The sequence below is a fragment of the Leptospira kanakyensis genome (assembly GCF_004769235.1).
In the GTDB taxonomy this organism is placed as follows: Bacteria; Spirochaetota; Leptospiria; order Leptospirales; family Leptospiraceae; genus Leptospira_A; species Leptospira_A kanakyensis.
Genome location: NZ_RQFG01000005.1, coordinates 1,106,365 through 1,131,612, shown reverse-complemented (window position 1 = coordinate 1,131,612; position 25,248 = coordinate 1,106,365). Strand labels below are relative to the sequence as shown.

Below are 25,248 nucleotides of genomic sequence, written 5' to 3'. Positions count from 1 at the left end.
TTATTTGTTAACCCTTGCCCATTCTTTCATTGGCAGTCCGTAAAGGTTGATAAAACCTTCAGCGTCATATTGGTTGTACAATTCTTCTTTTTCAAATGTAGATAGTCCTGCATTGTAAAGAGATTTGTTGGATTTACGTCCTACAACAGTGCAACTTCCTTTGTACAATTTGATTCGTACAGTTCCATTGACATACTTTTGTGTGTAATCCATATAAGCACGCAAAGCATTCATTTGGTTGGAATACCATTGGCCATTGTAAATATAACGAGCAAACTCTTGCGAGAGTTCATCTTTTTTGTGTTGGGTATCACGATCAAGTGTGATGGATTCTAAATCGCGGTGTGCGATATGAAGGATGGTTCCACCAGGAGTTTCATACACTCCGCGAGATTTGATTCCTACAAGTCGGTTCTCTACGATATCAACTCGGCCCACTCCATTTTTTCCACCTAGATCGTTAAGTGTTTCCATCACTTCGAGTGGATTTAATTTTTTTCCATCGATGGCAACGCAATCACCATTTTCGAAATCCAATTCCAAATAGGTTGGTTTGTCAGGAGCTTTTTCAGGAGATACAGTTAAGATAAACATATCTTCCTTCGGTTCATTGAATGGATCTTCTAAAATTCCACCTTCAAAAGAAAGGTGCATTAAATTTCTGTCCATGCTGTATGGCTTAGCGGCTGTTACAGGAACAGGGATTCCTTTTTTCTTTGCGTATTCAATTAGTTCTTCTCGTCCACCAAAGTCCCAGGTTCTCCAAGGAGCAATGATTTGTAAGTTAGGCGAAAGTGCTTTGAAGGTTAATTCAAAACGAACTTGGTCGTTTCCTTTTCCTGTGGCTCCATGAGAGAAAGCATCTGCACCTTCTTTCGTAGCAACTTCTGCCATCGCTTTGGCAATGAGAGGACGTGCAAGAGAAGTCCCGAGTAAGTAACGCATTTCATAAATAGCATTTCCGCGAATTGCAGGGAAAATAAAGTCTCGTGCAAATTCCAAACGTAAGTCTTGGATGTACACTTTTGAGGCTCCGGTATTTTTTCCTTTTTCTTCTAGACCGGTAAGTTCTTCTTTTTGACCAACATCAGCGCAAAAAGCAATGACTTCACAACCGTAGGTATCTTTCAACCAAGCCAGGATGACGGAAGTATCGAGTCCTCCGGAGTAAGCGAGAACGATTTTTTTGGGAGCAGGTTTCTCTTTCATAGAATAAGGTCAAAATAAAAGAAAAAACTAAGAACACAATTAAATATTGTCTGAAACGAAGTTGTGTAGTAGATTTGGTGGATGCGTTTTCCCATTTCTTTTTCTGTTTTTATAAGCATTCTCGTTTTTACGATCCATTGCCAAAAGCAAATTGTTCCACAAGAGGAAATCTCAAAATACGTACCTACCCCAAAGGTATACATCCAAAAAGAGGGAATGGCAAAACGTGGTAGTTTTGTAGGGATAGAACCTTATCTCAACAAGTATAGTTACGCAACAGAAGATAGTTTTTATCTGGCTTTGAATGATTACTTTCGAGTGGCAAAGGAAAATGAACTTCTCTTTGTGGATCGCAGCATTGTTGTTTTACCGGAATACATTGGAACTTGGCTTGTTGTGACTGCCGAAGACAAATCCATTTTTGCAACCAATACTATCCAAGAAGCTATGGAAGTTTTGGTAAAACAAAACTTGGGTTCTTTTCTTTGGCATTATCTCTTCAGTAATTCTTACTCAAGTGATACATTAAAAGAAACACTCTTTCGTATGAAGGCATGGCAAATGACTGACAGATACCAGTCTGTTTTTGCAAGACTCTCACGTGAGTATCGGGTATCAATCGTTGCTGGTTCGATTGTTCTGCCTCACCCCAAAGTCATTGAAGGAAAAATCACTCCGACCGATGGGCCTTTAGAAAATGTAAGTTTTTATTTTCATCCAGACGGGAGAGTGGACGACCAAATCGTAAGAAAACTATTTCCCATTATTGATGAGAAAGAGTTTTTAAAAGAAGGTAAGTTGGATGAAAATCCAAGTTACCAAACCCCACTGGGAAAGTTATATACAATGGTTTGTGCCGATTCTTGGTTTCCAGAAGTATATACGGAATTTAAAAAATCAGAATCGGAGTTACTCGCTGTTCCTTCTTTTGTCTCACCGGCTGAGGCCTGGACAACCAAATGGCAGGGTTACAACGGTTATGCGAATCCAAAAGATGTCGATCCCAAAGACATTGGCTCCATTTCTGAGCGGGCGGCTTGGAAAAAATATGCGATGAATGGTCGTCTCAAAGACCCAAAGGTAAAAGCGGGAATCAATGTGTTTTTCCGAGGTGAAATTTGGGATCTAGTAGCAAATGGAGATGCCTTTCTTTCTCTTGCTGGAAAATCCGTTTCGAATGTTGTAAAAGAAGAAAAAAACCAAGGCAGAATCTATGTACTCTATCTCTAGAAAATCCTTTTTGGCCTTATTACTTTTTTGTGCAGGAATTAAATCCAAAATTCGTTATTTTTATTTTAGTGATTCAGAAACAAAAACTGTCACAGCTTTTTCAGAGGTAGTCCTTCCTCTCAGAGAACCAGAAATGCCAAATCTAGAAGAAGCGGATGTTATGCGAAGATTGGATGAAGAGTTGTATTTTGTTTCCGAAGAGATCCAGGAAGATTTTCATTCGGCAGTGATGGTTTTGGAATACCTTCCCCTCCTTTATGGGCAATTTAGTTTTTTTTCCAATCTTTCTCGGGAAAAACGTGAAGAACTTTTATTCCTCTGGGCAGAAACAGATTCTGATATTGTTAGGGCTGTGGTTGGAAATTTAAAACTTCTAGTTTGTCTTGTTTATTATGGTCACAAAACAACATGGGCGCCTATTTCTTATCCGGGGCCTTTTGCTAACCCTCCTGAAAAATGGAGCGAGTCAAGAATCCATTACCAAAACTTGGTGAAAGGAAAGGAACTCTAAGTTGAAATCAGGATTGTATCGTGATTACAAAAGTTATGCGAAGAAGGAAACCATTGTTGTTGATGTAGTGGTCATTGGTTCCGGTTGTGGTGGGTCGACAATGGCCTATGAACTTTCCAAAAAAGGAATCAAAGTAGCGCTCTTGGAACAAGGAGGAAATTACCATACAGGGACCTTTGATAACCATGAACTCAATATGGGTGGAAAAGTTTCTGCGGAGAGAAATTTCCACACCACAGCAGACGGTGGGATCAACCTCGTGTATGGAAACAACTTGGGTGGGGCCTCTGTTCACTACTGGGCCGATAGTTACCGAACCCCAGATGACAGGTTGTTATTATGGAACCGCAAATACGGAATCGAAAACCACCTTCCGGAAGACCTACATTCCTATTGGTCGGAATTAGAAGCCGACCTTCATGTAACCCCAGCGGGTGAAGAATCTTTTAATCCGATGAACCGGTTGTTTCGAAGCGCTTCCCAACGATTAGGTTGGGAAGGACATGCCGTCCCACAAGCTCGGAAAAACTGTCAAAAGTCCGGCCATTGTATGCAAGGATGTATGTTTGGTGCCAAACAGTCGCAACTTGTGACTCATATCCCAAGAGCTGTGCAACTCGGAACCGATGTGTATACCGACCTTCGTGCCGAAAAGTTAAACTATGTTGGTCAGAAAGTCACTGGCCTTGAAGCCGTGGTGATAGACAGAAGGACCCTTCGTCCAACGGCGACAAAAATCACTTTTTTATCCAAAGCCGTTTGTGTTTCCGCAGGTGGCTTTGGCAGTTCTACTTTTTTGCTCCGCAATGGACTGAAAAAACGATTACCAGCACTTGGTGAGTTTTTGGCAATCAATCCTTCTCCCATGGTACATGCGTTATATGAAGAATCCATCGTACAATGGAGAAATATCCCCGCAGCTTATGGTGTTGAGGATTTCCGATTGGCCAGATACCAAAATGGTAAGTACAAGGAAGGTGGGTATATGCTCATGCCAAACCAATTGCAACCCGCCACTCTTGCGGCTCTTATTCCTAGTTTTGGAAAAGACCACTTTTATTATATGAAACAAATGGAACATTTGGGTGGAACCATTGGTTGGATTGATGATGTGGATGGGGAACTGGGTTCTATCGAAGTGGATCTGTTTGGAAAACGAAAAATTCATTATCCTTTTGGAAAAGTCACCAAACAAATCTTTAGCGATCTCACTTACAAACAAATGAAGTTAAATTTTGAAGCTGGTGCCAAAGAAGTTTTCCTTGCAGGTATGAAACTTCGTAAATATTCCAAACTTCCTAAAAAAGAAGAAATCGATGCTCTCGCATGGAGACCGGCAGAATTTCCAATGGCGGCTCCCCACCCGGCAGGTGGATGTCGGATGGGAAAATCGAGCGAAAATTCCGTTGTGAATTCTCGCCACCAAGTGCATGGATTTCAGAACCTGTTTGTGGCTGACTCTTCTGTTTTTCCAACAGGAGTCAGTGTGGATCCAAGTTTTACCATTATGGCTTTTAGTAAAAAAGCCTCTGAGTCTTTAACGGATGTTATGTGAGGTTTTTGTTTCTAAAAACGGCTACGGTTTCTACGTGGTCGGTTCTTGGGAACATATCTACTGGTTGCACCGAATTTAAGAAGTATTGCCTTGCCAGAAGATTTGTGTCTTCTCGTAGACTCATTGGATCACAAGATACATAGACAATTTTTTTGAAACCCATACCCAAAATGGTTTCTGCCACTTCGACACCGAGTCCTGTACGTGGAGGGTCGAGGACTAAGGTATCATAGTTTTTTCCAAACAGAGTTGGTAACACTTCGGCCACCCTTCCTTTGCGAAAACGTACATTATGGATTTTGTTGAATTTGACTGATTCCAGAGCGGTTTTGTGTGAGTTGGGATTTTCTTCAATTCCCATCACCTCTTTGCAATTTCCTGAAATCCAAAACGAAATGGTTCCAATTCCCGAATAAGCATCAATGACTCGCGAGTTTGGTTCGATTTCATCTAGAACCAAATTGTACAAACTGGGAGTTTGGATGGGGTTAACTTGCAAAAAAGTAGAAAGGCCCACGCGGAATTTATGTTTTCCAAAATGTTCGTGGATATAGGGTCTACCCCATAACAGATGTTCTTCGCGGCCAAGTGCCATCGTGGTGTGTTTTGTATTGATGTTTTGGATGATCCCTACAATTTTTCCAAACTTTCCTGTTTTCCCAATTCGATTTTGGATGGCAGTGTGGAGTCTTTTGGAGGCATCTTTGGCATGAGGGAGATCTTCTTTGGCAGTGACAATCCCTAGAATGATTTCTCCTGTGGAAAAAGATTTTCTTGCTACGAGGTATTTCATCATCCCGCGTTTGGATTTTTCGTTGTAAGGGAGAAGTCCTTCTCGCCTAGCCCATTGTTTGACGGCCAGTGCAATTTCTGTAAGGCCAGGATCTTGGATTTGGCATTCGGTTTGGTCGAGAACAAAAGTAGATTCTTTGTTAAATAAACCTAATGTGAGTAAGGTTTTGTTGGCTATGTTTCTACGTCCAAAAGGAAGTTGGATTTTGTGACGGTAATATTCTGGTGAGGGACTGGGAACAATCGTACGAAATTCTAAATGGCGATAGGATTTAAAAAGTTCTTTGATGTTTTGTTCTTTTTTCCGAAGTTCTTTGGTGTAATCAATGTCTAGATAATTACAACCACCACAGGTTCCGAAATGAGTGCAGATTTTTGTACCGGGATTGGTTTGTGTCATAATGGATTTCCGGTTCCTACAAGTTCGGAGATATTGGAGAGTTTCTTTTCTTTGATCACTTTGTCGAGGTAAGAACAAATTTGGTAAGGAAGAAACGGTCCTTCATAAATATAACCAGTGTAAATTTGGACTAGGTTGGCACCGGCTTCTATCATCAGTTTTGCTTTTTCTCCTGAATCAATTCCCCCCACACCGATGATCGGAATTTTTCCCTTTAGAGTTTTGTAAGCAAGGGAAACAAAATGAAGGGATCTTTCAAATAGTGGGCCGCCAGAGAGGCCACCTTCAGGTGGACTAGTTTCACCAAGTATATCTTTATTAAGTGTGGTATTGGTGAGAATGACTCCACTGATTTTATAATCCAAACATACCTTTAGATTTTCGATTAACTCTTCTTCTGATAGATCGGGAGCAAATTTTAGATATAAGGGAATGGGAAACTTGTGATCAAATGCAGATTGAATTCCTTCGATGAGATCGATCAGAGTTTTTTTCGTTTGGAGAGAACGAAGGCCCGGAGTGTTGGGAGAGCTGATATTGATCACAGCATAGTCCCCATAAGGAACTAACTTCTTTAATGTATAAACATAATCACCGACTGCATTTTCTAATTCAGTGACTTTTGATTTTCCCGCATTGATTCCACGTACACCCAACTTTTTTTGTTTTTTGATATTGGATTCGGCAATATCCGCTCCAGGATTATTGAATCCCATTCGGTTGATGAGGGCTTTTTGTTTGGGATAACGGAAGAGTCTTGGTTTGTCGCTACCTGGTTGTTCTTTGGCAGTGATGGTTCCAACTTCAATAAATCCAAACCCCATGTGAATCATTGTGGGAAAAAGTTCTGTTGTTTTGTCGAATCCTGCGGCAAGTCCTAATGGATTGGGAAAATGGATTCCTTGGATGGTTTGTTTGAGTCTTTCAGATTTGTATTCAAAAAGAGAAGATAGAGTTTTGTGGAAAAAAGGAATTTTTTCTGAAAGCGAAAGAAACCCCGATACCAAATGGTGTGCTGATTCTGGATCTAAATGAAAAAGGATAGGTTTGATGAGGTGATTGTAAAACAAAAGGAGAACCCTAACGTTGATTCTTTTTTCACGCTCTTTTCTTACAATTTCTTTCCGAAAATAGCGTTCTTTCAGAGACTCATTATCAGGACTTTAGTGAATGGAATCTAATTCATCATTTCCCCGAATTTGGCAAAATCCTTCCAACTTTCCTGCGGAAACGATACTCCGGGAATTGGAAAACCTCCTCAGATCCAATCCGGATTTTTGGCTTAAAATCAATAAAGAAGGAATCATTGTAGATTATAAATCTTCACGGTTTGTGAACATTGGAGACAAACCAGAAACCTTACTTGGCAAACATATCGATGTGGGTTTACCTCCTTACTTACGCGAAATTGCAACAGAAGCTCTTGCTTATTTATCCGAGAAAAAAAGCCAAGTGTTTTGGAAAGAGTATTCTTATGGTATAGAACCAAACATACGTCATGTGGAAGTACGTTTTGTGGTTTTATACGAAGGATATATCATGTCCAACCACAGGGACATCACAGAAAGAAAAAGATTAGAAAGTGCGTTTCTCGAGAGTGAGTCTAGATTTCTTTCCATGGCACAAAATGCCGCCGATTCTATCATCATCATCAACGACGAAGGGATTATCCAATTTTTTAATAAAACAGCTGAAGATACATTTGGTTACAGTCACGAAGAAGTCATCGGTAAAAATGTTACAATGATTATTCCTGGTGAATATAAAGATAAACATGATGAATACCTTCGGAGATACAAAGCAACTGGTACCCAACATATCATTGGAGTGGGTCGGGAACTTACCGCACAACGAAAGTCAGGTGAAATTTTTCCATGTGAATTGTCTGTAGGAGAATTCAAAACGAAAGCTGGTAAAATGTTTACTGGAATTTTACGAGACATCAGCCAAAGAAAACTTCAGGAACAAGAACTTTACCAATATAGAAATCATTTAGAGGATTTGGTAGAAAGCCAAACCATGGATCTAAAAATGTCCAAAAATATTGCAGAAGAAGCTTCCTATATGAAGTCGTTATTTCTTGCCAATATTTCTCACGAACTAAAAACACCAATCCATGCCATTTTGAGTTATGCTGAATTAGGAGAAGAAAAATCTGCTTCTGTTTCTCCCGAAAAAATTAAAGAATACTTCCAGATCATTGATTCCTCAGGAAAACGACTGTTAGGTCTACTGGAAAATTTGTTAGATATTGCCAAATTGGAATCAGGAAAAATGCGATATCTTTTCGAAAAAAACTGCCTGAAAGAAACAACGAAATTCGTGATCAACGAAATGCGCTTAATTCTGGAAAAAAGAGGGATCACAGTTGTTTTAGTAGATAAGGAAGAACGTTGGGAAGCCGAGTTTGATTACGAACGGATCCAACAAGTCATACGAAATATTCTGTCGAACGCATTAAAATTCATCCCAAATGACACTAATATTGAAATTAGTATGATTCGAAGAGAATTTATTCCGAGAAAAACTCAGTCGTATGTAAATGGTATCGGAATACAAATTCGTGACTTTGGGCCTGGGATTCCTCCGGAAGATTTGGATAAAATTTTTGAAAAATTCATCCAGTCAAAACAGGTGAAAGCGGGGACAAAAGGAACGGGCCTTGGGTTGTCCATTTCTAGAGAAATTGTCAATGACCACCACGGTTTGTTGTATGCCGAGAACCATGAATCAAAGGGAGCTATTTTTACTATGTTAATTCCTTGTTCTCGCGAGGGCCTTCGATGATCAACCTACTAGCAGTGGACGATGAAATGATCAATTTAATGATCATCGATGAGTCTTTGTCTGATAAAGGATTTAACGTCGTGAAAGCAAAGGACGGTGAGGAAGCCTTTCAGATTCTTAGTTCCGATGTGACTTTATTTCATGCCATTATTTTGGATCGACTTATGCCAAAGATGGATGGAATCGAACTTCTAAAAAAAATCAAACGATCGGAAAAGTATAAAGACATTCCTGTGATCTTTCAAACGGCGATGAGTTCTGTCACAGATATGACAGAAGGGTTGGATGCCGGTGCTTTTTATTATTTAACCAAACCGTATTCTCGAACTTTGTTAGTACGGATTGTACAAACGGCAGTAGAACATTTTATCAAACTCCAACGTGCTAAAGAAGACTTACATAAAGGTATGGGTGCCCTTAGGCATATGATAACTGGAGAGTTTCGTATTCGTTCCATTCGCGAATCTCACGAGTTGGCGCCACTTCTTGCCAATGCTTGTCCTGATCCTGAACGTGTGTTAACTGGTATTATGGAAATTTTAAACAATGCCATAGAACACGGAAACCTAGGAATTTCTTATCAAGAAAAATCGGAACTGCATGATAACGACAAACTTATGGAAGAAATTTTTAGAAGGTTAGATACACCTGAATTTAAAGATAAATTTGTAAAAGTTACTTTTGATAAAAATGAACACCATATAGAAATTCGTGTGAGTGACCAAGGTAAGGGTTTTGATTGGCAAAGGTATTTGTCGGTGGAAGCAATGACAAAGAATGCTTTTAAAACCCATGGACGTGGGATTTTTATGGCACGTAAGTTGTCTTTTGATGATCTTTCTTATACTGATGAAGGTAGAACCGCAGTGATTCGCATTGACTTATCAAACAAACAAGGAAATTTACTCACAGACTTTCAAGAATAACATTGGTTTATAATGAAAAAACCAATGCATCTGTGAAGTTATGAATGATTTGGGTTACATGACTTTGTAATTCAGATTCCGTGTGGGACGTGGCCACACCAATGATGGAACATCCGGCTGATTTTCCCGATTCTAATCCCGCCAAGGAATCTTCGAAAACTACACATTCTTTTGGTGGCAGTCCTAACTCTTTTGCGCAGAGTTCATACACTTGTGGGTCTGGTTTTCCTTTTTCAACTTTTGATCCATCGATGATCACATCAAAATAATGTCTTAAAGATAGATTGTCTAAAGTAAAATCTACATTCATTGGAGGAGCAGACGTTCCCAGTGCAATTTTTACACCTTGCTCTTTTAAATAATCTAAGTATTCTATAAGTCCTGTATGGGGTTTCATTTCTTTTTGGTATAAAGTTTGGTACCAACTTTCTTTTTCATCACCATAGCGTTTGACTTCCGTGTCTGAAATATTTCCAAAGATCATTCGAAAAAGATCGGCATTGGTTTTACCATTGAAGGTATCTCGATAGATTTCTGAGTTTAATGGAAAATTATATTTTTTAGAAAATTCCATCCATGCCTTAAAATGAAAGGAATGATTGTCTACCACCACACCATCCATATCAAAAATAAATCCTTTATGTTTCATTTGCGTCCCTTTCATATCCACCCACAAGCCCTGAAATGAAGTTTGGGATTTTGGTTTCAAATGTAAGTTCTTTTTTACTAAACGGATGTGTTAATTGGATGGAAAAAGAATGTAAGGCCATACGCGGATAAGATCTTGTGTCGTTTCCATACTTTGTATCTCCCACAATGGGATGTTTTTTATCAGATAGATGGACACGAATTTGATTTTTTCTGCCTGTTAAAAGTTCAATTTCTAATAGAGAGTATAAGTTTGTTTCTTTTAGAACTTTGTATTTTGTTTTAGAAAGTTTTCCTAATTCGGGTTCATCTGTGGAATACACTCGGTGTGCTTTTGATTCCACAAGGTAGGATTGGATCATACCAGTCTTTTCTTTCCAAATTCCATGGTTTACCGCAAGATAGATTTTTTTAGTTTTATCCCAAGATTCTTGGAGTGTTTGTTTTGCGACTTCTGTTTTTGCAAATACCAAAATTCCTGATGTTTCTCTATCTAACCTGTGAACAATGAAAATTCTATTTTTAGATCTTTCACTTCCTTTTTTCACATAATCCATAAGAGCCGCATAAGCGGTTTTTGATTTTTCAGATTCGGTGGCGATCGTGAGTAATCCTGCTGGTTTGTCCACAACAAGGATGTCCCTATCTTCGTATAAAATGTTTAGTCCTTTCGGTAAAAAACGAGTATTTGTTTTTTGTTTCATTCTTTCTTAAGTAATTTGATGACCTTGGGGTTGTTTTGTTTATCTGCAAATTCGAAAGCAGACTTTCCCCATTTATCTTTTGTTTGTGGGTCAGCTCCTGCTTCCATTAATAGAGTGATTAGTTCGTATTTTTCATTTAATATGGCACTATGCAACATTGTAGATCCATATTTATCTAATCCATTGATATTTTTTTCTATCTTAAGTAAGATTTTTGTGGCTAACCAATTTTCATTGATGATGGCCTGGTCTAGTGCCGTTTTTCCTTTTTGATTCCGCAAACTTGAATCTACATTTTGTTTCGTTAGTATCTCCAAGATTTCAAGAGAATTGCCAATCACACTTAAATGTAAGGCAGTATCACCTTCTTTATTTTGATGGTTTGGGTTGGCATTTGCGTTTAAGAGGATTTGAAATAGTTTTGGTTTGTCCGTATGGTCGTTTCCAATATTAATCATCGCAAGTAATACAGTATTTCCATCCGAGTCTTCTAATTCGATATTGGTTCCGCGTTTGATAAGTTCCTGAGCGAGGGCAAAGTGTTTGATAAAAACAGAAACCATTAATGGAGTTTTTCCAAATTTGGTTTGGGCATTGATATTGGCTCCTGCATTCAGTAAGTTTATCGAATGGTGAATGGATTTAAAATCAAGAGCAGCGGTAGAAATTAACGGAGTTTCTGTAAAAAAATCTTTTGATTCTAAATTTGCTCCTTTTGAAATGAATAAATTGAATATGGAAGGATCAAACTTTCTAGTTTTAATCATATAATAATGAAAATGGGAACGGAGGTAATCGGATTCACCTAGTTGGTAATTTGGATCCACTCCATTTTCTAAAAGTATTTTGATGATTTCTGTTTTATCAAATCCAATGGCTGTGGAGAGGGGAGTATTCCCACGGATCATACTCACATTGGTATTTGCTCCCTTTGTGATTAAAAATTTTGTTAGATCAGCGTTTCCTAGTTCCGCCGCATAATGAAGTAAAGTATATCCATCCACAGAACGTTTTGCATTGATATCAAAACCTTTATTAATTTTATCTTTAATGGTTTTGGGATCTCTCATCTGAGATAAATCCAATTCCGTTGCAAAAATAGGAACAGTTAGGAAGGAAAATACGGTGATACTAAAAACGTATACCAATCGGGTGAATTTATTTTTTACCATGGTGTGACTGCTCCTTTTGGGCGAAGGATTAGGACTTCATTTCCAGTGGAAAGTGCCAATACTTCTCTTTGTTTTGGATGTACAGAAAAAAGATGTGGATTGATGTAGTTGTCTTCATCATCGGATGCAAATACTAAAATTCCTTTTTTTGTATCCACAATGAAGAATTTTCCTGATGAATAAAATCCACCGATAACAAGTATATCATTAGAAGGAGCGACAAGTTCTCCTGCGTCAAAAAAGGAAGATCGAAATATTTCTTTTTTTGTTTCTAAATTGAATCCATACACTTGGAGATAACCACCTCCTATCCCTGCTGAACAATATAAATACTTTCCATCTGGGGTGATGGCGACAGAACGAATGGTTTGTCTATCTTTAGTTTCTAAATCATCCGAACTACTAAGCGGAGTATAAAGGATGGGTCCTGCTGTTTTTTCTTCTACAATAGGCACATTGTTATTTTGAACCATAACCGATTCATTGATTTCGTGAATTCTACCATGGGCATTGCCGTATATAATTGTATTTCTTTTATTAACATGTTGGAATGGAAATTGGTGGTGTGCGATTTCGAATCCAGCTGGTTGGGTCCAGTCTGCTGATTCTGGGTCGGATGTTAATTGAAATTCGTTTATTTTCTTCCCTGAGGTTGTTTCATAAACCACTAACCTACGATCATAAAAATGAGGGCCATCCATAAAATGTTTATAAGAAACTAATATTTTTTTTCCTGCATCAATGAATTTGGCATTATCTATCGTAAGTATCCAGTTAGGTGATAGGCCTGCTGTTTTTCTATTTTGTTTGGTTTCTTCTCCAGGAAAACGATAGTCGATATCAGCAGTGATTGAATAAAAAAACGAAAATTCAGGAACAAACTTTTTCGTAATACTGCCGTTGTCGGCAGATCGGATGACTAAATAACGTTCGGAGTTTTGTTCATTGGGATCTGTTTGTCCAAAACTAAGAAAAGTTTTTCCATCGGGTGATACATCAAAAATCTTTGGGCCATCAAATTCCTTTTGGTAATACATCTTTGCCTGGATTTTCCAAATCAAACTTCCATCTAACAAACTGATGCGGTAGATATAAAAATCAGTGGTGCCTATGATCGCTGACTTACCATCCGGATGGTGTAAAATGCTAAAAATATTCTGCCCATCAATTTGGGGTGAAATGCGACTTTGGATTTGCCAAGCGGAGTTTGGATCGACCAGGTTTTTCCCTTCCCGACTGACCACTGGAAATTTGAATTCGGGTGTGGGACTTGCCCAGACAGTAGTGACTAGAATTCCTAAAAGGAGGAGGTATTGGCGCATCCTCGAGAGTCTAAGAAGGGTAGAAAACGGGTCAAGACTTGTCTATTTCTGGAAAAACAGAAGAAAGAATTTGCACCAAAAAAACAAAAGTTTAATTTATTGAATATATTTCCGTTAAAACAGATATTGGTTTCCAAGGAAGCCGCATGACTTTGGAAGCAACTCTAGTGAATCATTATGTCCCCTTATTCCAACCTATCTTTTCCGTAGAAGAGCAGACTGTAGTCGCGTACGAATCTCTCGGCCGAAGGAAGGACGAGGCCGGGAATTTGGTTTCGATTCCTGAGTTTAGTGATCCTCATGTTTCCGCACTTCGGATGAGTGTCATCGACAGACAATTGCTTGGGCTGGCACTGAATAAAATCCAATCCACGAACGATCTATTATTTGTGAACATGTCTCCTGACCAAGTGATTTTGGAATATGAAGAAAGTCGTTCGAATTCATTACCTATCTCTGATTTAGTGAATAGTTATGGAATTCCTTTGAATCGTATCGTGATTGAGATCACTGAAAAATCGGGAAGTTACGGAACCGATGTTTTGGCCGCAGGGGTTGAACTATTACGTGAACAAGGATTTGGAATTGCATTAGATGACGTTGGGTCTGAATCTTCCAACTTAGAGCGATTAGGTGCTATCAAACCAGATATCATCAAAATTGATTTGAATTTATTAAAAAAATCGATCGAAAAAAGAGAATTCCAATCCATCTTAGAATACTTAAAACAAATTTCATTAAGTATTGGATCGCAGTTATTATTTGAAGGAATTGAAACAGAAGAAGAATTATACCGTGCCATTAGTTCGGGAGCGAGTCTCTTACAAGGATATTTTTTAGGAAGACCGTCGGAACTAAATCATGATAAACAAATTATCTGTGATACTGTTGTTCCACATCTACAGTTGTATCATGAACAAAAAAGAAAAGAAGTCGCGATGGAAATTGAATTTGAAAAGAATATCAAACTCCAATTGAATTTACTTTCTTTAAAAACTTTAGTTTTAGAAAATCGTGTGATCATTGACCCAAATTCTTTTTTTAAATTAGATCAAAAGATCCAACGAGTGTACATCACGGATTGGTTGGGAACCCAAGTGTCTCCATACTATGTTCGAACCAATGAATTTGGATTTGTTGAGAATCTATCCATGTTACAGAAAAACTGGTCTTACATGCCGTTCTTTTATAAACATGTGAAACAAGTATTCCGTGATGCCGAAAATTGGCAGGTCAGTGATCCTTATTGGGATAAAGAATTAAAAAAGAACGTCATCGTATTTTCTAAAGTCAATGAATTAGGTTATTCGTTTTTTATCGACGTTGTTTTGGATTGAGATTGTTGTCATTGGATTTATGACATGGATTCGATCTTCTTTCGGCAGTATTTGATATTGATTCAAAAACATAAAGTTTTCCCTATTGTATTTTAATTTTCTAATACAGAATTTCCTTTTGATTTGTAAGAAATATTGACGATTCGTACCTGTGAATGTTCTCATAACCACTCACGGGGAAAACCAATGATAAACAAAAATTTGATGTTACCGTTCTTGATTGGAATGGCCATGATATCATCTCTTCTAATCTATTCATGTTCTAATTCAAAATTAGAACCAAATGAAGCCAAAGACCAAAATGGGAAAATCATTAACTTGATTCCCGAACCGGGTAGGGAACCAACCCAACAGAAAGAAATCAAAAGTCCCATCCCAGTATTGTCAAACGATGGTAAGTTGAATGTTTCTGGTTGGGCAAGATATCCATACTTTCAAATTGATGAATCTTATATAAAAGTAGATCCAAAACGATACAAACGTTGGGAACATTATACATTCTACAATGAAAAGTTTGGTGGTGCCATCACAGTCACAGACATTGGAAATTTAGCAATGGGCAGTGTGGAACTTTTGGACTTTGCCACAGGAAAGATTTTATTTTCCAAAACAGAATTGGTAAGACCAGGAGAAATCTTTTTTCCAACCAATACAACAGATCCCATTGAATTCAAAAAGGGTGATCAGTTCATTCGAATTACTAAATTAAAGGGAAAAAGAGTCATCGAATACTCAATCGTAGGAGATTCTAATTCAGAATCCATCAAAGGAAATTTTGAATTAGAAGAAAAAGCTCCCGAGGCACTTGCTGTCATCACTCCATTTTCGGAATCAACATTCTTTTATGAATACAAAATGCCGAGTTTGATCTGTAAAGGTTCCATTCAATACAACAATACTACTTACGAATTTAATCACAAAAGTTATGCGGTACTGGACTGGGGAAGAGGGACATGGCCTGAAAAAAATAAATGGTTATGGGCAGCAGGAGCAGGCCTTGTCCAAGGTGAGTTACTCAGTTTGAATTTGGGATACGGCTTTGGAATTCCAAACAATGCCACAGAAAATGGAATCGTTTACAAAGGAAAGGTTCATAAACTAGATAAAGTCACTTGGAAATACGATATTTTAGACTATAAAAAACCTTGGAAATTTACGAGTAACGAAGGTCGTTTGGAATTAGAATTCACACCAGTGTATCTATTATCTTCTGACATTGACTTGGCAGGAATGATCGGATTTTTGAAACAATTGTACCAAAACTTTAGTTTCCCAGAAATTTTAGACCTACTCAAAACAGAAGCTTATCTAAATAAAGTTTTTGGTCATTACAATGGTTATGTGGTCTTGGATGGTGGCACAAAACTAGAAGTAAAAGACCTTGCTGGTTTTGCAGAACAAATGTACCAGAAGTGGTAAATCATTTTATATCATAAATTTTTATCATCTATCTGATTGATTACAGCCAGATAGATGATAAAAACTAAATCAAAATCCTGCGGTCGTGATCGCTGCCTTTGCGCAAGGGTTATTGTTCGGATCACAAGTGTACATTTTGAATGTGAATGTATCGTTTGGATTTGGCCTTTGCGAAGTAGATCCAAAATTACTTCCGCTAGTAAATCCCAAATCTGAACAAGAAGAAGTGGATACTGCATATTTTTTAACGTTAGTATTCAGAAGTCCACCAGCACCACCCGGCGGTGTATTAAAATAAGCAGTAGATCCAACATTTCCACCATTCAATTGGAAGGTATCATAACAAGTTCCCGTATAGGATCCGCCAAGATCGGCCACTTCCATCACTACCAAAGATTTGTTTCTATCGGCCACACCATTCAGTAAGTTATTAATTACAAGTGATGAGATCTCGTCTCGGTTTTGTTCTTTCGATTGGCAATTCCCAAAAAAGTTAGAAACTACTAGGATGATCAATAATCTTATCATTAAATTCATTTTAAATTTCATTTGTTTCCTCTTAGTTGGGTCGATAACTGTAGGCTTCAGGAGAAACAACTCCTGTCCAAAAGTTGGCCTGTAATTGTAAGTAAACTCTTCTGTCATCGATCGGCATCGCATTTCCTGTGTTTGGATTCACGTCAAACTGATTGCCAAGGACTTGGTAGTAAAGTTGTGCTTTAAAATGGTGTTTATCTCCGAACAAGTTTAGACCTGCCCAATACACCCGTAAAGAATCCGTAGGATCCACTTTCCCATTTCTATTAAAATCACCTTGGATGTATTCATACTTGAACACAGGCATAATGTAGTATTTATCCAAAAAAGGAATGTTATATCCAATCGTTCCATGATATCCAAATAAATCATTGGAAGCTGCACCACCAAATGTTGTATAGGCGCCGGATAAATAAAAACCTTTGTAAGTAAACGTACTATCATAGGTGTGACCCACGAGACCCATCTTCGGTCGACCCAAAGTAGGAACAGAATTTTGAACCAAAAAGTTTGGATTTCCATTGGAATCTAAACTTCCACGGTCTGGATTTGCACCCTGTGCGGTTAACAATTGAATTCCACTGGTAGTTCCGGGAGTGTATTCAGGAACATAAAGCGCTGGTGTGATTAAGTTCTGTGTTTGTAAGTAACCAGCTCCCACTGACCATTTCAATTCACGTTGGAAAATTTCTTCTCCTTCTTGCCAGTTCACCATCTTCCCATCAACTTCTCTTTTTAGCCCTCCAAATACATTCACTTGGGCACGTGCATAATAAATTGGTGAAGTGTTGACAGCACCATAACGGTTAGCAGTAGTTAAGTCCTGTCTCCTTCCGGTTCCATAATCTCCACCACCACCTTTTCCGTTACTGACCATAAGTGAAACTTGTAAGTATCTTTCCCATTTGTGATCAATTTCTTTCAAAGGGTTTGCTTGGATCATTACACCATGATCAAACTGAGGAATGGCATTAACGATCATACTGCGTTCTAAAGTTACAAAGTTTGCAGAAGACTGTAAATACTCTCGACTGAATTGTGTTGGCAATTGTCCAAATACAAATCGTAATCCTGCATAAGGAATTTTTGCAAAACCAAAGGCTTCATGAATATAACCACGGTTATCTTTTAATTTAGTGTTGGTTACATAGGTAGTTGTTGCTGGCCTACCATTCGAATCTAAATAATTTAAAGTGTTTGTCGTTTGCACCACATCGGTTCGATTGAGCATGTTTTCCAAACGAAGTTGGATATTGGTTCCCCACCAATCGTTTTCATATTGTGCACCAAACCTTAGCCTACGAAAATTCCAATCGACTGTGTTAAAATCGCGGTGTCCATTATTGAAGAGAGAATCTTCCGATCCAGATACACCACGAAACTGTAAACGACCGAAAATCGTTAGTTTTTCCTTTGTTGTATCATCGGGTCTATGAGCGAAAGCATCTGGTAGGGTGGTTGAATTTCCATTCGTAAGGGGACGATTGTATTCTACCTTCACTCGGTTTGGGCCCGGTTTCGTAAAAATTTGTCCGGACTCCGTATCTTCATAGAGTTCTCGGTATACTTTCGCTTGTGGTTCCTTGGATTCCTTTTTATGTTCTTTGGTTTCTGCCGGAGCTGTAACCTGCGGAATCGGTTCTTTTGTTTGGGTGGGTTCTGGTTCTGCAGAAACCGCTCTCGCAACGATTAAGATGCCCAAGAGAGCTTTGATTATAGTCTTCATTCAGTTTGGTCACGACTGATTTGGATTAATTACAAACGGATGTTACCTTCCGATTGAATGTTTCAGTCTAGTTACAAACGTATTGAAGTATTGTTGGGTCTGGATGACGTAAGTGTTACAAAATGATTACAGAGGCCTAAACCAGCGGTTTTTTGCATATTTTTTTAGCAAAAACTCGGTTTGTCACAATCGGATTTGAGTTTTATGACAAAAGAATCACGATTTGATTCGTGAAAAATCTAGATCTATTGATTTATATTTTGGGCGGATCCACCACCGGAGCGGTGGCGGACCGGGCTCTACGTTCCAATCTTTCGCGAGGCGAAAGGATTTCCACTGCGATCCCTTCCGCTTGGAAACCTATGTTCTATTACAATTGGAACTGGTCGCAAATCCCTTTCAATTTGTCGGCTGTATTGGAAAGATTTTTGGCAGAGGAAGACATCTCTTCGGCACCAGCAGCGGTGTTGATGGTATGTTCATTGATTTGGGTGATGACATCAGTAATCTCCCTAACAGCTCCTCTTTGTTCGTCGGCAGCCACTTTGATCTGGTCTGATTCTCCTTTGACGATTCCAGAGTTTTCCAAAACCGATTGGTTGATTTCGGATTGGGATCCCATAACCGTATAAAGAGAATCCATTGCTTCGGAAACTCCATTGATGTTTCTAATGATTTCTTGGATGAGGGATGTGGAAGATTGGATGCTCTTCGCACCGCCATCCAGTTCTTTAGAGTTTTTGTTGATCATTTCCGAAATCGATTTGATAGAAGATGCAGTTCGAATTGCTAGTTTGGAAATCTCTTCTGCCACAACCGCAAATCCTCTTCCCGCATCTCCAGCACGAGCGGCTTCAATCGCTGCGTTAAGAGCTAAGAGTTGTGTTTGGTCTGAAATTTCATTGATGATGGCAATGATGGCTTTCATCTCATCAGAAGATTTTAAGATATTACTGATCATATCATTCATTCCGGTGAGGGACTGTTCGCCTTCTTTTGCTTGGTTAGAAATGGATTTCATTCGTGTGAGTGTATGATCAATTTCATCAGCCACTTTTTTGACACTATCGGCTAACTCTTGGATTCTGATCTGGAATTGAGAAATGTTTCTATGTTGGATGTCAATGGAACCAGTAATGTTTTCCATGCTGGCAGACATTTCTTCCACAGTGGCTGACATCTGTTCTGTGGAAGCAGCGGTGGCTTGTGCTCCTCCAGAAAAACTGTCGGAACTAGAGGAAAGTTGTCCAGCACTCGAAGCAAGTTCTTGAGATATAAACTGAATCTCTGATACGATCTTTCGAAGACTGACTAAAAAAGAATTTGTATCACCGCTCAGTTCTCCAATCTCATCATCATGTGTGATCGACAAAGATTGGCTTAAGTCACCAGCAGACATTTTTTTCAAAAGATCTCTAAGTCCTGAAATTGGTTTTAATCTTTTTGTGATCAAACGAGAAAGAGCAAAAATCGAAATACTCAAAATCGTAATCACAAAAATTCCAATTTTTAATAACATATCGTGAACAACGGTTAAAATTTCATCTTTCGATGCAATTGTCGCTAAACGTATGTTATATACTTCTAAATCAAACACGGTAGCAATTTTTTCTCTTCCGAAAAAATACTCCATATGTTCTTCGGACTTTAATTCGAGTAATTTCCTTCCCCAATCCAGTTTTTTAATATCGAGATTGAGAATTAACTTTTTATCAGGATGACCAATGACTTGGCCTTCTCTATCTGTAATAGCAACAAAACCTTCTTTTCCAATTTTGACATCCTTCACAACTTCATCGGTGAGGTGATTTAAGGAGATGGCAAAGGCAAAGATCGCCACAACTTGTTTGCCTTGGAAAACTGGCATTGTTAAAACGGCAACGGGTTCCTGGGTGACAGGAGAACGGTTCACCTTACTTAAAAGTGGTTTTCCTTGGAGAACGGCTTTGATATTTTCATCGAAACCTGTATTTCCCCAACGAAAGCCAATGGCTTTACCGGTGGCATCAGAAAAAACAATGGGATTTTCTTCAGCGGTTGAAAGGAAAACATTTTCATAAACTCCAAATTTTTGGCTGAGGTTGGCTAGGAGTGGGTCCAGATACTTACGGTCTTTTTTAATGCAACGATCGGCAAATTCAGGATTTGAAGCGGTAAACTCTGCTAATTGAAATTGTTGGTCGAAAAAATTTCGGATTTGTTTGCCGGAAAGTCTGGCTACATTTTTCATCTCACCGATGTAGGCGTCGACAATATAGGTTTTGCCAATGAAATAAGCAAAGGAAGAAATTCCCAGTGCCAAGACAACGATTACGGCAACACTCAGGGTGACAATGACAGTCTTTAGGCTATTGAATTTCATTTTTCTGATCCCGGTTAAAACAAATAGAATCATATTTCATGATTTATGGATGGGATTTGTCAAACTACATATTTGAATGGTTCTAATGAAAATTTAGAGATGGTCAGAAAAATCAATTTTTTGGGCATCTTGTACGGAAGTTCCGAAAAAATTTCGGACATTCACCTAGACAGTCTAAACCCGTAAATGACTCAGAATTGGTTTTCATTTTTAAAACGGGATTTTCTATGTTATCAGGATCAGGAGTTTCTATTTGAGCTGGTTTGAAATCGAAGGAAAAAAAGTATTTTATGCAAATTATCAGGATTTGGAGCCAGAACAAATGATTGAGAGATTACACGAAATCATCCAAATCTATCGCAAAGAAGATGAAAAATTCTACAGTCTTATCGATTTTACGAATACCTTTTTATCCGAAGCTTATATCAGTGAAATGATGAATGGAGAAATCGGTTTATTACGAAAACAAAAGATCATCAAAACGGCAGTCATAGGACTTAATTTTGCAAAGGTTGCTATTTTAGATGTTTATAGAATTCTAAATTCGGATAATAAATTTAAACTATTTGATACCAAGGAAGAAGCATTGGTTTGGTTATCGAGTGAAATTAAATTGCACGCATAATCATTTTCGTTTACCGATTTTCTTTTCTGATAACCAATTTTAATCCAGACCAAATTTCATCTACAGCACATACTTTCACATCAACGAGTCCTAATTCCAAAGCAAAATCGCGGATGAGATTTTCATTCATATCAGATGGAATTTTGGAAGTTTTTTTTGGCCAAGAGATCCAAATCATCCCTGTTGGCTTTATGAATTTGATGAGTTTAGGTAATTTTGCGTTGTACTCTTTTGATGATGTGGTGAAAAAATGAATCATATCAATTCCCAGTTTTGGTTTGTCTACGATATTGATTGTTTTGGGAAATGTCCCCCAATTGTTAGTAAAGTCTTTAGAGGGGAGATTGACAAAGTGAAGGATCATGTTCTCTTTGATCCCCAGTTTTTCAACGAGTGGTTTTCCTGAATATCCGGCCGTCATAAGATAAAATTCCTTAACTATCAAACTTTCGATTTAGAATATATATCTGTTTTGTTTGATAAAAAAGAACTTATCTAATAGATTCCTTCTTTTTTTGCTTCGGCCAACACCGATTTAAGCTGAAAAGTTTGGATATTGTTAGATTCATTCCAAGTTTTAAACAGTCACCGAGGAAACTAAATACGAACTGTCCGTTCTCCCAGAAAAATTCAAATTTCACTTAAAAAATTGAGAAATACAGAGTATTTCCGCTGGTTTTGATCCGTAGATGAATGGAGACGAATAAAATATTGCACCTAATCGCCATTCTGGCGATGTAATGAATCGAGGGTATTCAGTGTTAACGATTGCGGATCTTTGGAAACAAGGGAAAATTATCATCAACAGAATCAGGTTTGGACTGGTTCTTTTATTCCTTCTCGCGATGATCGGAGCCAAGGACGAATTCCAACCAAAGATGTTTTTGATCCATATGATCGGAACTTGTACGATGGGATTCTATTGTGCTGTTGCTTATGTCTTAGAAAAAAAAACAAACCCTCCGACTTGGTTTCATAAATCTCTGATATTACTCGATACTTTGGTTCTTGGTGGAACCATCATTATGGATTGTACTTTGAGTTTGAAAGAAGCTCAAGCTGCACTTGCTAACGCTGTAGTTTATTTTATCTTCTTTTTTAATGCCATCTATTCTGGATTTTTAGGAGATCGAAAATTTGTTTTGTTAAACTCGTTCATTGGTGCGATCACTTCAGCAGTAGCTTTGTATTGTGCTGTGAATATTGCAGGTATCAAACTTTCTGTGAATCCGGAATTGTCCCGTCAGATGGGTTATGTTGGTTTGGCTGGGGAAGTGATGAAACCAATTTTTATAATGATTGCCGGATACATTGTTAGTTTACTTGTCCAGCTACTAACGAAAATTAGTTCACTTGCGGAGCTAAAAGCAAATGAAGCAGAAATGTTACTTGATCAAACCAAAGAACGAAATAAAATTTCTGCCAATGCTGCCATAAAATTAGAAAGTTCCATCACCAATTTTAGTAATTTTGTTTCACAAACTTCTATCAAACTAGAATCACAAGCTGCTTCCTTAGAAGAAATCACGGCTGTCATTTCCGAATTATCAAGTTCTTTCGAATCCAATGGATCTTCCATTGAAGAACAAAATAATAAAGTTCAAGGTATGGTCGCAGATACAGAAATTCTAAAAGAAACTGTGGATCAAATTCTTGTACAAAGTGAACACCTTGTCGAAATCGCTGAGATCAATAAAAAAGAAAGTATGTCTGTCACAGAAGTTGCCGACCAAACGGCGACTCATTTGGAATCCATTCAATCTTCTTTTGACCAAGTGAATGAAATTAATAACATCGTTGCAGAAATTGGAGAAAAAACAAACTTACTTGCGTTAAATGCTTCGATTGAAGCAGCAAGGGCAGGGGATGTAGGAAAAGGATTTGCCGTTGTGGCCAACGAAGTGAGTAAACTTGCCGAGTTTACGAAAAATAACGTAAAACGAATCGCCGTCGTAGTCAAAAGTTCCAAAGAAATCATAGCGAACGCCAGAAATGCCTCCAAAGAAACGGGGGAACTCGCAAAGTCTCAAATTGATCGATTGAACCAAACTCTTGTAGAAATCCAAGATATGAATCGTTTGTTTTTGGAACAGAGAAATACACTATCGGCAATTTTAGTGGAGTTGGCTCAAATCCGAGAGTTATCGAAACAAATTTCAGAATCCACCAAAGAGCAGTTACTTGGCCAAAAGGAAGCATCCAAAGGAATAGTTCAACTAGAAATGGAGGTGAACGAAATCAGTCGTGCCTCCAAAGATCTAGAAGAACATATTCAAATGATCAAAGATGAATCTAATAAATTAGCATCTATGAGCCAAACTTAGTTCTTTCTTTTGGTATTTTGATCCAATCTAATTCAAACTAACGCAAGTCATTCTTAAGTTTGTTTTAAATTGTTTAAACCTCTTTTAAAAAACTGATGATCTCATCCTTTACACTCTCGGTTCGCAAAATCATTTTGTGACCGAGACCTTTTGTTTTAACGAGTTTCGATTGTTTCCAAGCTTTTGATACAGCAAGGCCCATAGAAAATGGAATCTCTAAATCATCTTCATCATGAATGACAAGAAGAGAGTTGTTCATCTTTGGCCCAGCGGCTCCCAAATCCAAACTGCTGAGAGGTTGTGAAACCTTTCTTTCTAAAACCAGTCGCATGGCTTCTTGTTCTTCTTCGCTTAAACGGTAGTAGTCACTAAAACTTTTTCTTAAGATTTCTAATCTCAATGGAGGTGCAATATAAACCAACTTTTGGGCCAATACACCTAATTCTTGTGCAACGGTAGCAACGGCGCCACCAAATGAATGTGTGATGATATAATCTGGATTTCCAACTTCACTTACAAGTCTTCGAACCATTTTTGCTGAGAGAACAATATTGGAAAACCTTCCGGTAGAAAAACCATGCCCTGGTAGATCAATACCAATGACATTGTATCCTTCTTCTAAAAGTGCCGGTACAATCCTTGCAAAATTTCCAGTGTGCCCATTCCATCCATGAACGAGAAGGATGGTTTTTCCTTCACCCTTCCAATGAAAGTATTGGATGTGGTGTTCTTTTTCTTGAAACTCTTTTTGTTCAGCAAGCGCTAGTACATCCATTTCCTTTCTGGAAGGTTTTTGTTTCTGTGTTGATAAAAAATACTGAGCAGCCACATAACCAAAGAACATTGGTTTTCTTTTGGCAAATGCCCATTTTTCTTCCATCGTGATAGGATAATTCCTATTTAAAGAACGAACGATCGTGCTATTTGTTTCCATAATTTTAATTCCTTTTCTTTGATGATCTCTACTAAAAATTCTTTTTAATTTTCATATTGGTGTCTTTTGAGTAACTCGTTGAAACTTTGTTTGGTCCTTTTTTCCGAGTTTTTGTCTTCTAAAAGTCTATTGTAAAAATGGAAACCTAAGATGAGGCCCCAAATTTCTTGCACCATCTTATCTACATTTGTATTTGCATCTAACTCTAAAGTATCTTTTGCATCTTGTACAAATTGTCTTAAAGTCTTCTGCCAACTGAGTTGTGTTTTTTTCAAATGATCTCTAACAACACCAGGTCTATCGTCAAATTCTGAACTAGAAGACAAAAACAAACACCCTCCCGGTAGGTTATCCGTATGTGCCCAAGACAACCACATTTGAAATGCTGTTTTGAGTCTGTTTAGGCCGGGTTTAGTTTTGAGTGCGGGATAGACTACATTTCTGCGAAAGAGCTCACTTCCAACTCGGAGAACTTCGATTTGGAGGTTTTCTTTGGAAGCAAATTTGGCAAAAAGTCCACTTTTGGACATTCCCAATTCATCGGCGAGGGATCCTATGGTAAGTCCTTCCAGGCCCTGGACACTCGCCATTTGGACAGCTTTGTCCAAAATCATTGATTTTGTATCCTCACCTTTGCCCATAAATAAAAGTACGATCGTTCGTTTAATTTTGTAAAGTATTTTTTTTTAGATTCCGGTGTTTCCGTTGGCAGTTTTGAATCCTTTTTG

22 protein-coding genes are annotated in these 25,248 nt (G+C 38.2%); 9 read left to right on the top strand and 13 right to left on the bottom strand.

Features of this window, described 5'->3' with window-relative positions; genetic code table 11:
• Positions 1-1,209 (bottom strand): argininosuccinate synthase, encoded by a 1,209-nt coding sequence (locus EHQ16_RS05970; protein ID WP_135634722.1) that lies wholly within the window; start codon positions 1,207-1,209, stop codon positions 1-3.
• 81 nt (positions 1,210-1,290) lie between these two features.
• On the opposite strand from EHQ16_RS05970, the gene EHQ16_RS05965 reads away from it, so the two are divergent.
• The 3 genes from EHQ16_RS05965 to EHQ16_RS05955 are packed head-to-tail and all read left to right on the top strand — an operon-like array spanning position 1,291 to position 4,505.
• The gene (locus EHQ16_RS05965) at positions 1,291-2,439 is read left to right on the top strand and encodes a nitrilase-related carbon-nitrogen hydrolase (RefSeq protein WP_208742236.1); all 1,149 of its coding nucleotides are present in this window, start codon (positions 1,291-1,293) and stop codon (positions 2,437-2,439) included.
• A complete protein-coding gene (locus EHQ16_RS05960) occupies positions 2,423-2,950 on the top strand; it encodes a hypothetical protein (protein ID WP_135634724.1) in 528 nt (175 codons plus the stop codon). The genes EHQ16_RS05965 and EHQ16_RS05960 overlap by 17 nt, the downstream gene beginning before the upstream one ends.
• 1 nt (position 2,951) lies before the next feature.
• Positions 2,952-4,505, top strand: coding sequence for an FAD-dependent oxidoreductase (locus EHQ16_RS05955; protein ID WP_135634726.1), 1,554 nt, complete (start codon positions 2,952-2,954; stop codon positions 4,503-4,505).
• Here EHQ16_RS05955 and rlmD read toward each other — a convergent pair.
• Positions 4,498-5,697 (bottom strand): 23S rRNA (uracil(1939)-C(5))-methyltransferase RlmD, encoded by a 1,200-nt coding sequence (rlmD, locus tag EHQ16_RS05950; protein WP_135634728.1) that lies wholly within the window; start codon positions 5,695-5,697, stop codon positions 4,498-4,500. The two genes, EHQ16_RS05955 and rlmD, sit on opposite strands and share 8 nt — an antisense overlap.
• Complete coding sequence (locus EHQ16_RS05945) at positions 5,694-6,767, bottom strand: quinone-dependent dihydroorotate dehydrogenase (RefSeq protein ID WP_135634730.1); 1,074 nt, start codon at positions 6,765-6,767, stop codon at positions 5,694-5,696. The genes rlmD and EHQ16_RS05945 overlap by 4 nt, the downstream gene beginning before the upstream one ends.
• A 100-nt stretch (positions 6,768-6,867) precedes the next feature.
• On the opposite strand from EHQ16_RS05945, the gene EHQ16_RS05940 reads away from it, so the two are divergent.
• Both EHQ16_RS05940 and EHQ16_RS05935 read left to right on the top strand, forming a co-directional pair.
• Entirely contained in the window at positions 6,868-8,484 is a 1,617-nt protein-coding gene (locus tag EHQ16_RS05940; RefSeq protein ID WP_135634732.1) for a sensor histidine kinase, read from the top strand.
• Positions 8,481-9,410 (top strand): response regulator, encoded by a 930-nt coding sequence (locus EHQ16_RS05935; RefSeq protein ID WP_135634733.1) that lies wholly within the window; start codon positions 8,481-8,483, stop codon positions 9,408-9,410. The genes EHQ16_RS05940 and EHQ16_RS05935 overlap by 4 nt, the downstream gene beginning before the upstream one ends.
• Before the next feature lie 7 nt (positions 9,411-9,417).
• Here EHQ16_RS05935 and EHQ16_RS05930 read toward each other — a convergent pair whose 3' ends face one another.
• Genes EHQ16_RS05930 through EHQ16_RS05915 form a run of 4 tightly spaced genes read right to left on the bottom strand, consistent with a single transcriptional unit; the run spans position 9,418 to position 13,256 of the window.
• On the bottom strand, positions 9,418-10,059 hold the full coding sequence (locus EHQ16_RS05930) for an HAD family hydrolase (protein WP_135634735.1): 642 nt from the start codon (positions 10,057-10,059) through the stop codon (positions 9,418-9,420).
• On the bottom strand, positions 10,049-10,762 hold the full coding sequence (locus EHQ16_RS05925) for an RluA family pseudouridine synthase (RefSeq protein WP_135634737.1): 714 nt from the start codon (positions 10,760-10,762) through the stop codon (positions 10,049-10,051). The genes EHQ16_RS05930 and EHQ16_RS05925 overlap by 11 nt, the downstream gene beginning before the upstream one ends.
• Entirely contained in the window at positions 10,759-11,934 is a 1,176-nt protein-coding gene (locus tag EHQ16_RS05920) for an ankyrin repeat domain-containing protein (protein ID WP_135634739.1), read from the bottom strand. Before EHQ16_RS05920 ends, EHQ16_RS05925 begins: the two co-directional genes overlap by 4 nt.
• Positions 11,928-13,256, bottom strand: a complete 1,329-nt coding sequence (locus EHQ16_RS05915; protein ID WP_135634741.1) for a hypothetical protein — start codon at positions 13,254-13,256, stop codon at positions 11,928-11,930. The genes EHQ16_RS05920 and EHQ16_RS05915 overlap by 7 nt, the downstream gene beginning before the upstream one ends.
• Before the next feature lie 146 nt (positions 13,257-13,402).
• On the opposite strand from EHQ16_RS05915, the gene EHQ16_RS05910 reads away from it, so the two are divergent.
• Positions 13,403-14,593, top strand: a complete 1,191-nt coding sequence (locus tag EHQ16_RS05910) for an EAL domain-containing protein (RefSeq protein ID WP_135634743.1) — start codon at positions 13,403-13,405, stop codon at positions 14,591-14,593.
• A gap of 231 nt (positions 14,594-14,824) precedes the next feature.
• Positions 14,825-16,012, top strand: a complete 1,188-nt coding sequence (locus EHQ16_RS05905) for a DUF2804 domain-containing protein (RefSeq protein WP_244241950.1) — start codon at positions 14,825-14,827, stop codon at positions 16,010-16,012.
• Positions 16,013-16,081: 69 nt separating this feature from the next.
• Here EHQ16_RS05905 and EHQ16_RS05900 read toward each other — a convergent pair whose 3' ends face one another.
• The 3 genes from EHQ16_RS05900 to EHQ16_RS05890 form a co-directional block, all read right to left on the bottom strand.
• Complete coding sequence (locus EHQ16_RS05900; RefSeq protein ID WP_135634747.1) at positions 16,082-16,561, bottom strand: LA_3150 family lipoprotein; 480 nt, start codon at positions 16,559-16,561, stop codon at positions 16,082-16,084.
• A 10-nt stretch (positions 16,562-16,571) separates the two neighbouring features.
• Positions 16,572-18,275, bottom strand: coding sequence for a hypothetical protein (locus EHQ16_RS05895; protein ID WP_135634749.1), 1,704 nt, complete (start codon positions 18,273-18,275; stop codon positions 16,572-16,574).
• 370 nt (positions 18,276-18,645) lie between these two features.
• Positions 18,646-20,637, bottom strand: coding sequence for a methyl-accepting chemotaxis protein (locus EHQ16_RS05890; protein WP_135634751.1), 1,992 nt, complete (start codon positions 20,635-20,637; stop codon positions 18,646-18,648).
• 253 nt (positions 20,638-20,890) lie between these two features.
• Between EHQ16_RS05890 and EHQ16_RS05885 the strand changes: the two genes are divergently transcribed.
• Positions 20,891-21,262, top strand: a complete 372-nt coding sequence (locus tag EHQ16_RS05885) for a hypothetical protein (protein ID WP_135634753.1) — start codon at positions 20,891-20,893, stop codon at positions 21,260-21,262.
• 10 nt (positions 21,263-21,272) lie between these two features.
• Here EHQ16_RS05885 and EHQ16_RS05880 read toward each other — a convergent pair whose 3' ends face one another.
• Complete coding sequence (locus EHQ16_RS05880) at positions 21,273-21,683, bottom strand: DUF3052 domain-containing protein (RefSeq protein ID WP_135634755.1); 411 nt, start codon at positions 21,681-21,683, stop codon at positions 21,273-21,275.
• A gap of 319 nt (positions 21,684-22,002) precedes the next feature.
• On the opposite strand from EHQ16_RS05880, the gene EHQ16_RS05875 reads away from it, so the two are divergent.
• The gene (locus tag EHQ16_RS05875; RefSeq protein ID WP_244241949.1) at positions 22,003-23,586 is read left to right on the top strand and encodes a methyl-accepting chemotaxis protein; all 1,584 of its coding nucleotides are present in this window, start codon (positions 22,003-22,005) and stop codon (positions 23,584-23,586) included.
• 73 nt (positions 23,587-23,659) lie between these two features.
• On the opposite strand, the gene EHQ16_RS05870 is transcribed toward EHQ16_RS05875, so the two are convergent.
• Positions 23,660-24,520 carry an alpha/beta hydrolase gene (locus EHQ16_RS05870; protein ID WP_135634757.1) on the bottom strand — a complete coding sequence of 287 codons (861 nt, stop codon included), beginning with the start codon at positions 24,518-24,520 and terminating at the stop codon, positions 23,660-23,662.
• 44 nt (positions 24,521-24,564) lie between these two features.
• On the bottom strand, positions 24,565-25,161 hold the full coding sequence (locus EHQ16_RS05865) for a TetR/AcrR family transcriptional regulator (RefSeq protein WP_135634760.1): 597 nt from the start codon (positions 25,159-25,161) through the stop codon (positions 24,565-24,567).
• Positions 25,162-25,248 lie beyond the last annotated feature (87 nt).

What these genes read in the sequence shown, in the direction of transcription:
- EHQ16_RS05970 (WP_135634722.1), bottom strand. Translation starts at nt 1,209, where the DNA reads ATGAAAGAGAAACCTGCTCCCAAAAAAATCGTTCTCGCTTACTCCGGA.
- EHQ16_RS05965 (WP_208742236.1), top strand. Translation starts at nt 1,291, where the DNA reads ATGCGTTTTCCCATTTCTTTTTCTGTTTTTATAAGCATTCTCGTTTTT.
- EHQ16_RS05960 (WP_135634724.1), top strand. Translation starts at nt 2,423, where the DNA reads ATGTACTCTATCTCTAGAAAATCCTTTTTGGCCTTATTACTTTTTTGT.
- rlmD (WP_135634728.1), bottom strand. Translation starts at nt 5,697, where the DNA reads ATGACACAAACCAATCCCGGTACAAAAATCTGCACTCATTTCGGAACC.
- EHQ16_RS05940 (WP_135634732.1), top strand. Translation starts at nt 6,868, where the DNA reads ATGGAATCTAATTCATCATTTCCCCGAATTTGGCAAAATCCTTCCAAC.
- EHQ16_RS05935 (WP_135634733.1), top strand. Translation starts at nt 8,481, where the DNA reads ATGATCAACCTACTAGCAGTGGACGATGAAATGATCAATTTAATGATC.
- EHQ16_RS05930 (WP_135634735.1), bottom strand. Translation starts at nt 10,059, where the DNA reads ATGAAACATAAAGGATTTATTTTTGATATGGATGGTGTGGTGGTAGAC.
- EHQ16_RS05925 (WP_135634737.1), bottom strand. Translation starts at nt 10,762, where the DNA reads ATGAAACAAAAAACAAATACTCGTTTTTTACCGAAAGGACTAAACATT.
- EHQ16_RS05920 (WP_135634739.1), bottom strand. Translation starts at nt 11,934, where the DNA reads ATGGTAAAAAATAAATTCACCCGATTGGTATACGTTTTTAGTATCACC.
- EHQ16_RS05915 (WP_135634741.1), bottom strand. Translation starts at nt 13,256, where the DNA reads ATGCGCCAATACCTCCTCCTTTTAGGAATTCTAGTCACTACTGTCTGG.
- EHQ16_RS05910 (WP_135634743.1), top strand. Translation starts at nt 13,403, where the DNA reads ATGACTTTGGAAGCAACTCTAGTGAATCATTATGTCCCCTTATTCCAA.
- EHQ16_RS05905 (WP_244241950.1), top strand. Translation starts at nt 14,825, where the DNA reads ATGATATCATCTCTTCTAATCTATTCATGTTCTAATTCAAAATTAGAA.
- EHQ16_RS05900 (WP_135634747.1), bottom strand. Translation starts at nt 16,561, where the DNA reads ATGAAATTTAAAATGAATTTAATGATAAGATTATTGATCATCCTAGTA.
- EHQ16_RS05895 (WP_135634749.1), bottom strand. Translation starts at nt 18,275, where the DNA reads ATGAAGACTATAATCAAAGCTCTCTTGGGCATCTTAATCGTTGCGAGA.
- EHQ16_RS05890 (WP_135634751.1), bottom strand. Translation starts at nt 20,637, where the DNA reads ATGAAATTCAATAGCCTAAAGACTGTCATTGTCACCCTGAGTGTTGCC.
- EHQ16_RS05880 (WP_135634755.1), bottom strand. Translation starts at nt 21,683, where the DNA reads ATGACGGCCGGATATTCAGGAAAACCACTCGTTGAAAAACTGGGGATC.
- EHQ16_RS05875 (WP_244241949.1), top strand. Translation starts at nt 22,003, where the DNA reads ATGAATCGAGGGTATTCAGTGTTAACGATTGCGGATCTTTGGAAACAA.
- EHQ16_RS05870 (WP_135634757.1), bottom strand. Translation starts at nt 24,520, where the DNA reads ATGGAAACAAATAGCACGATCGTTCGTTCTTTAAATAGGAATTATCCT.
- EHQ16_RS05865 (WP_135634760.1), bottom strand. Translation starts at nt 25,161, where the DNA reads ATGGGCAAAGGTGAGGATACAAAATCAATGATTTTGGACAAAGCTGTC.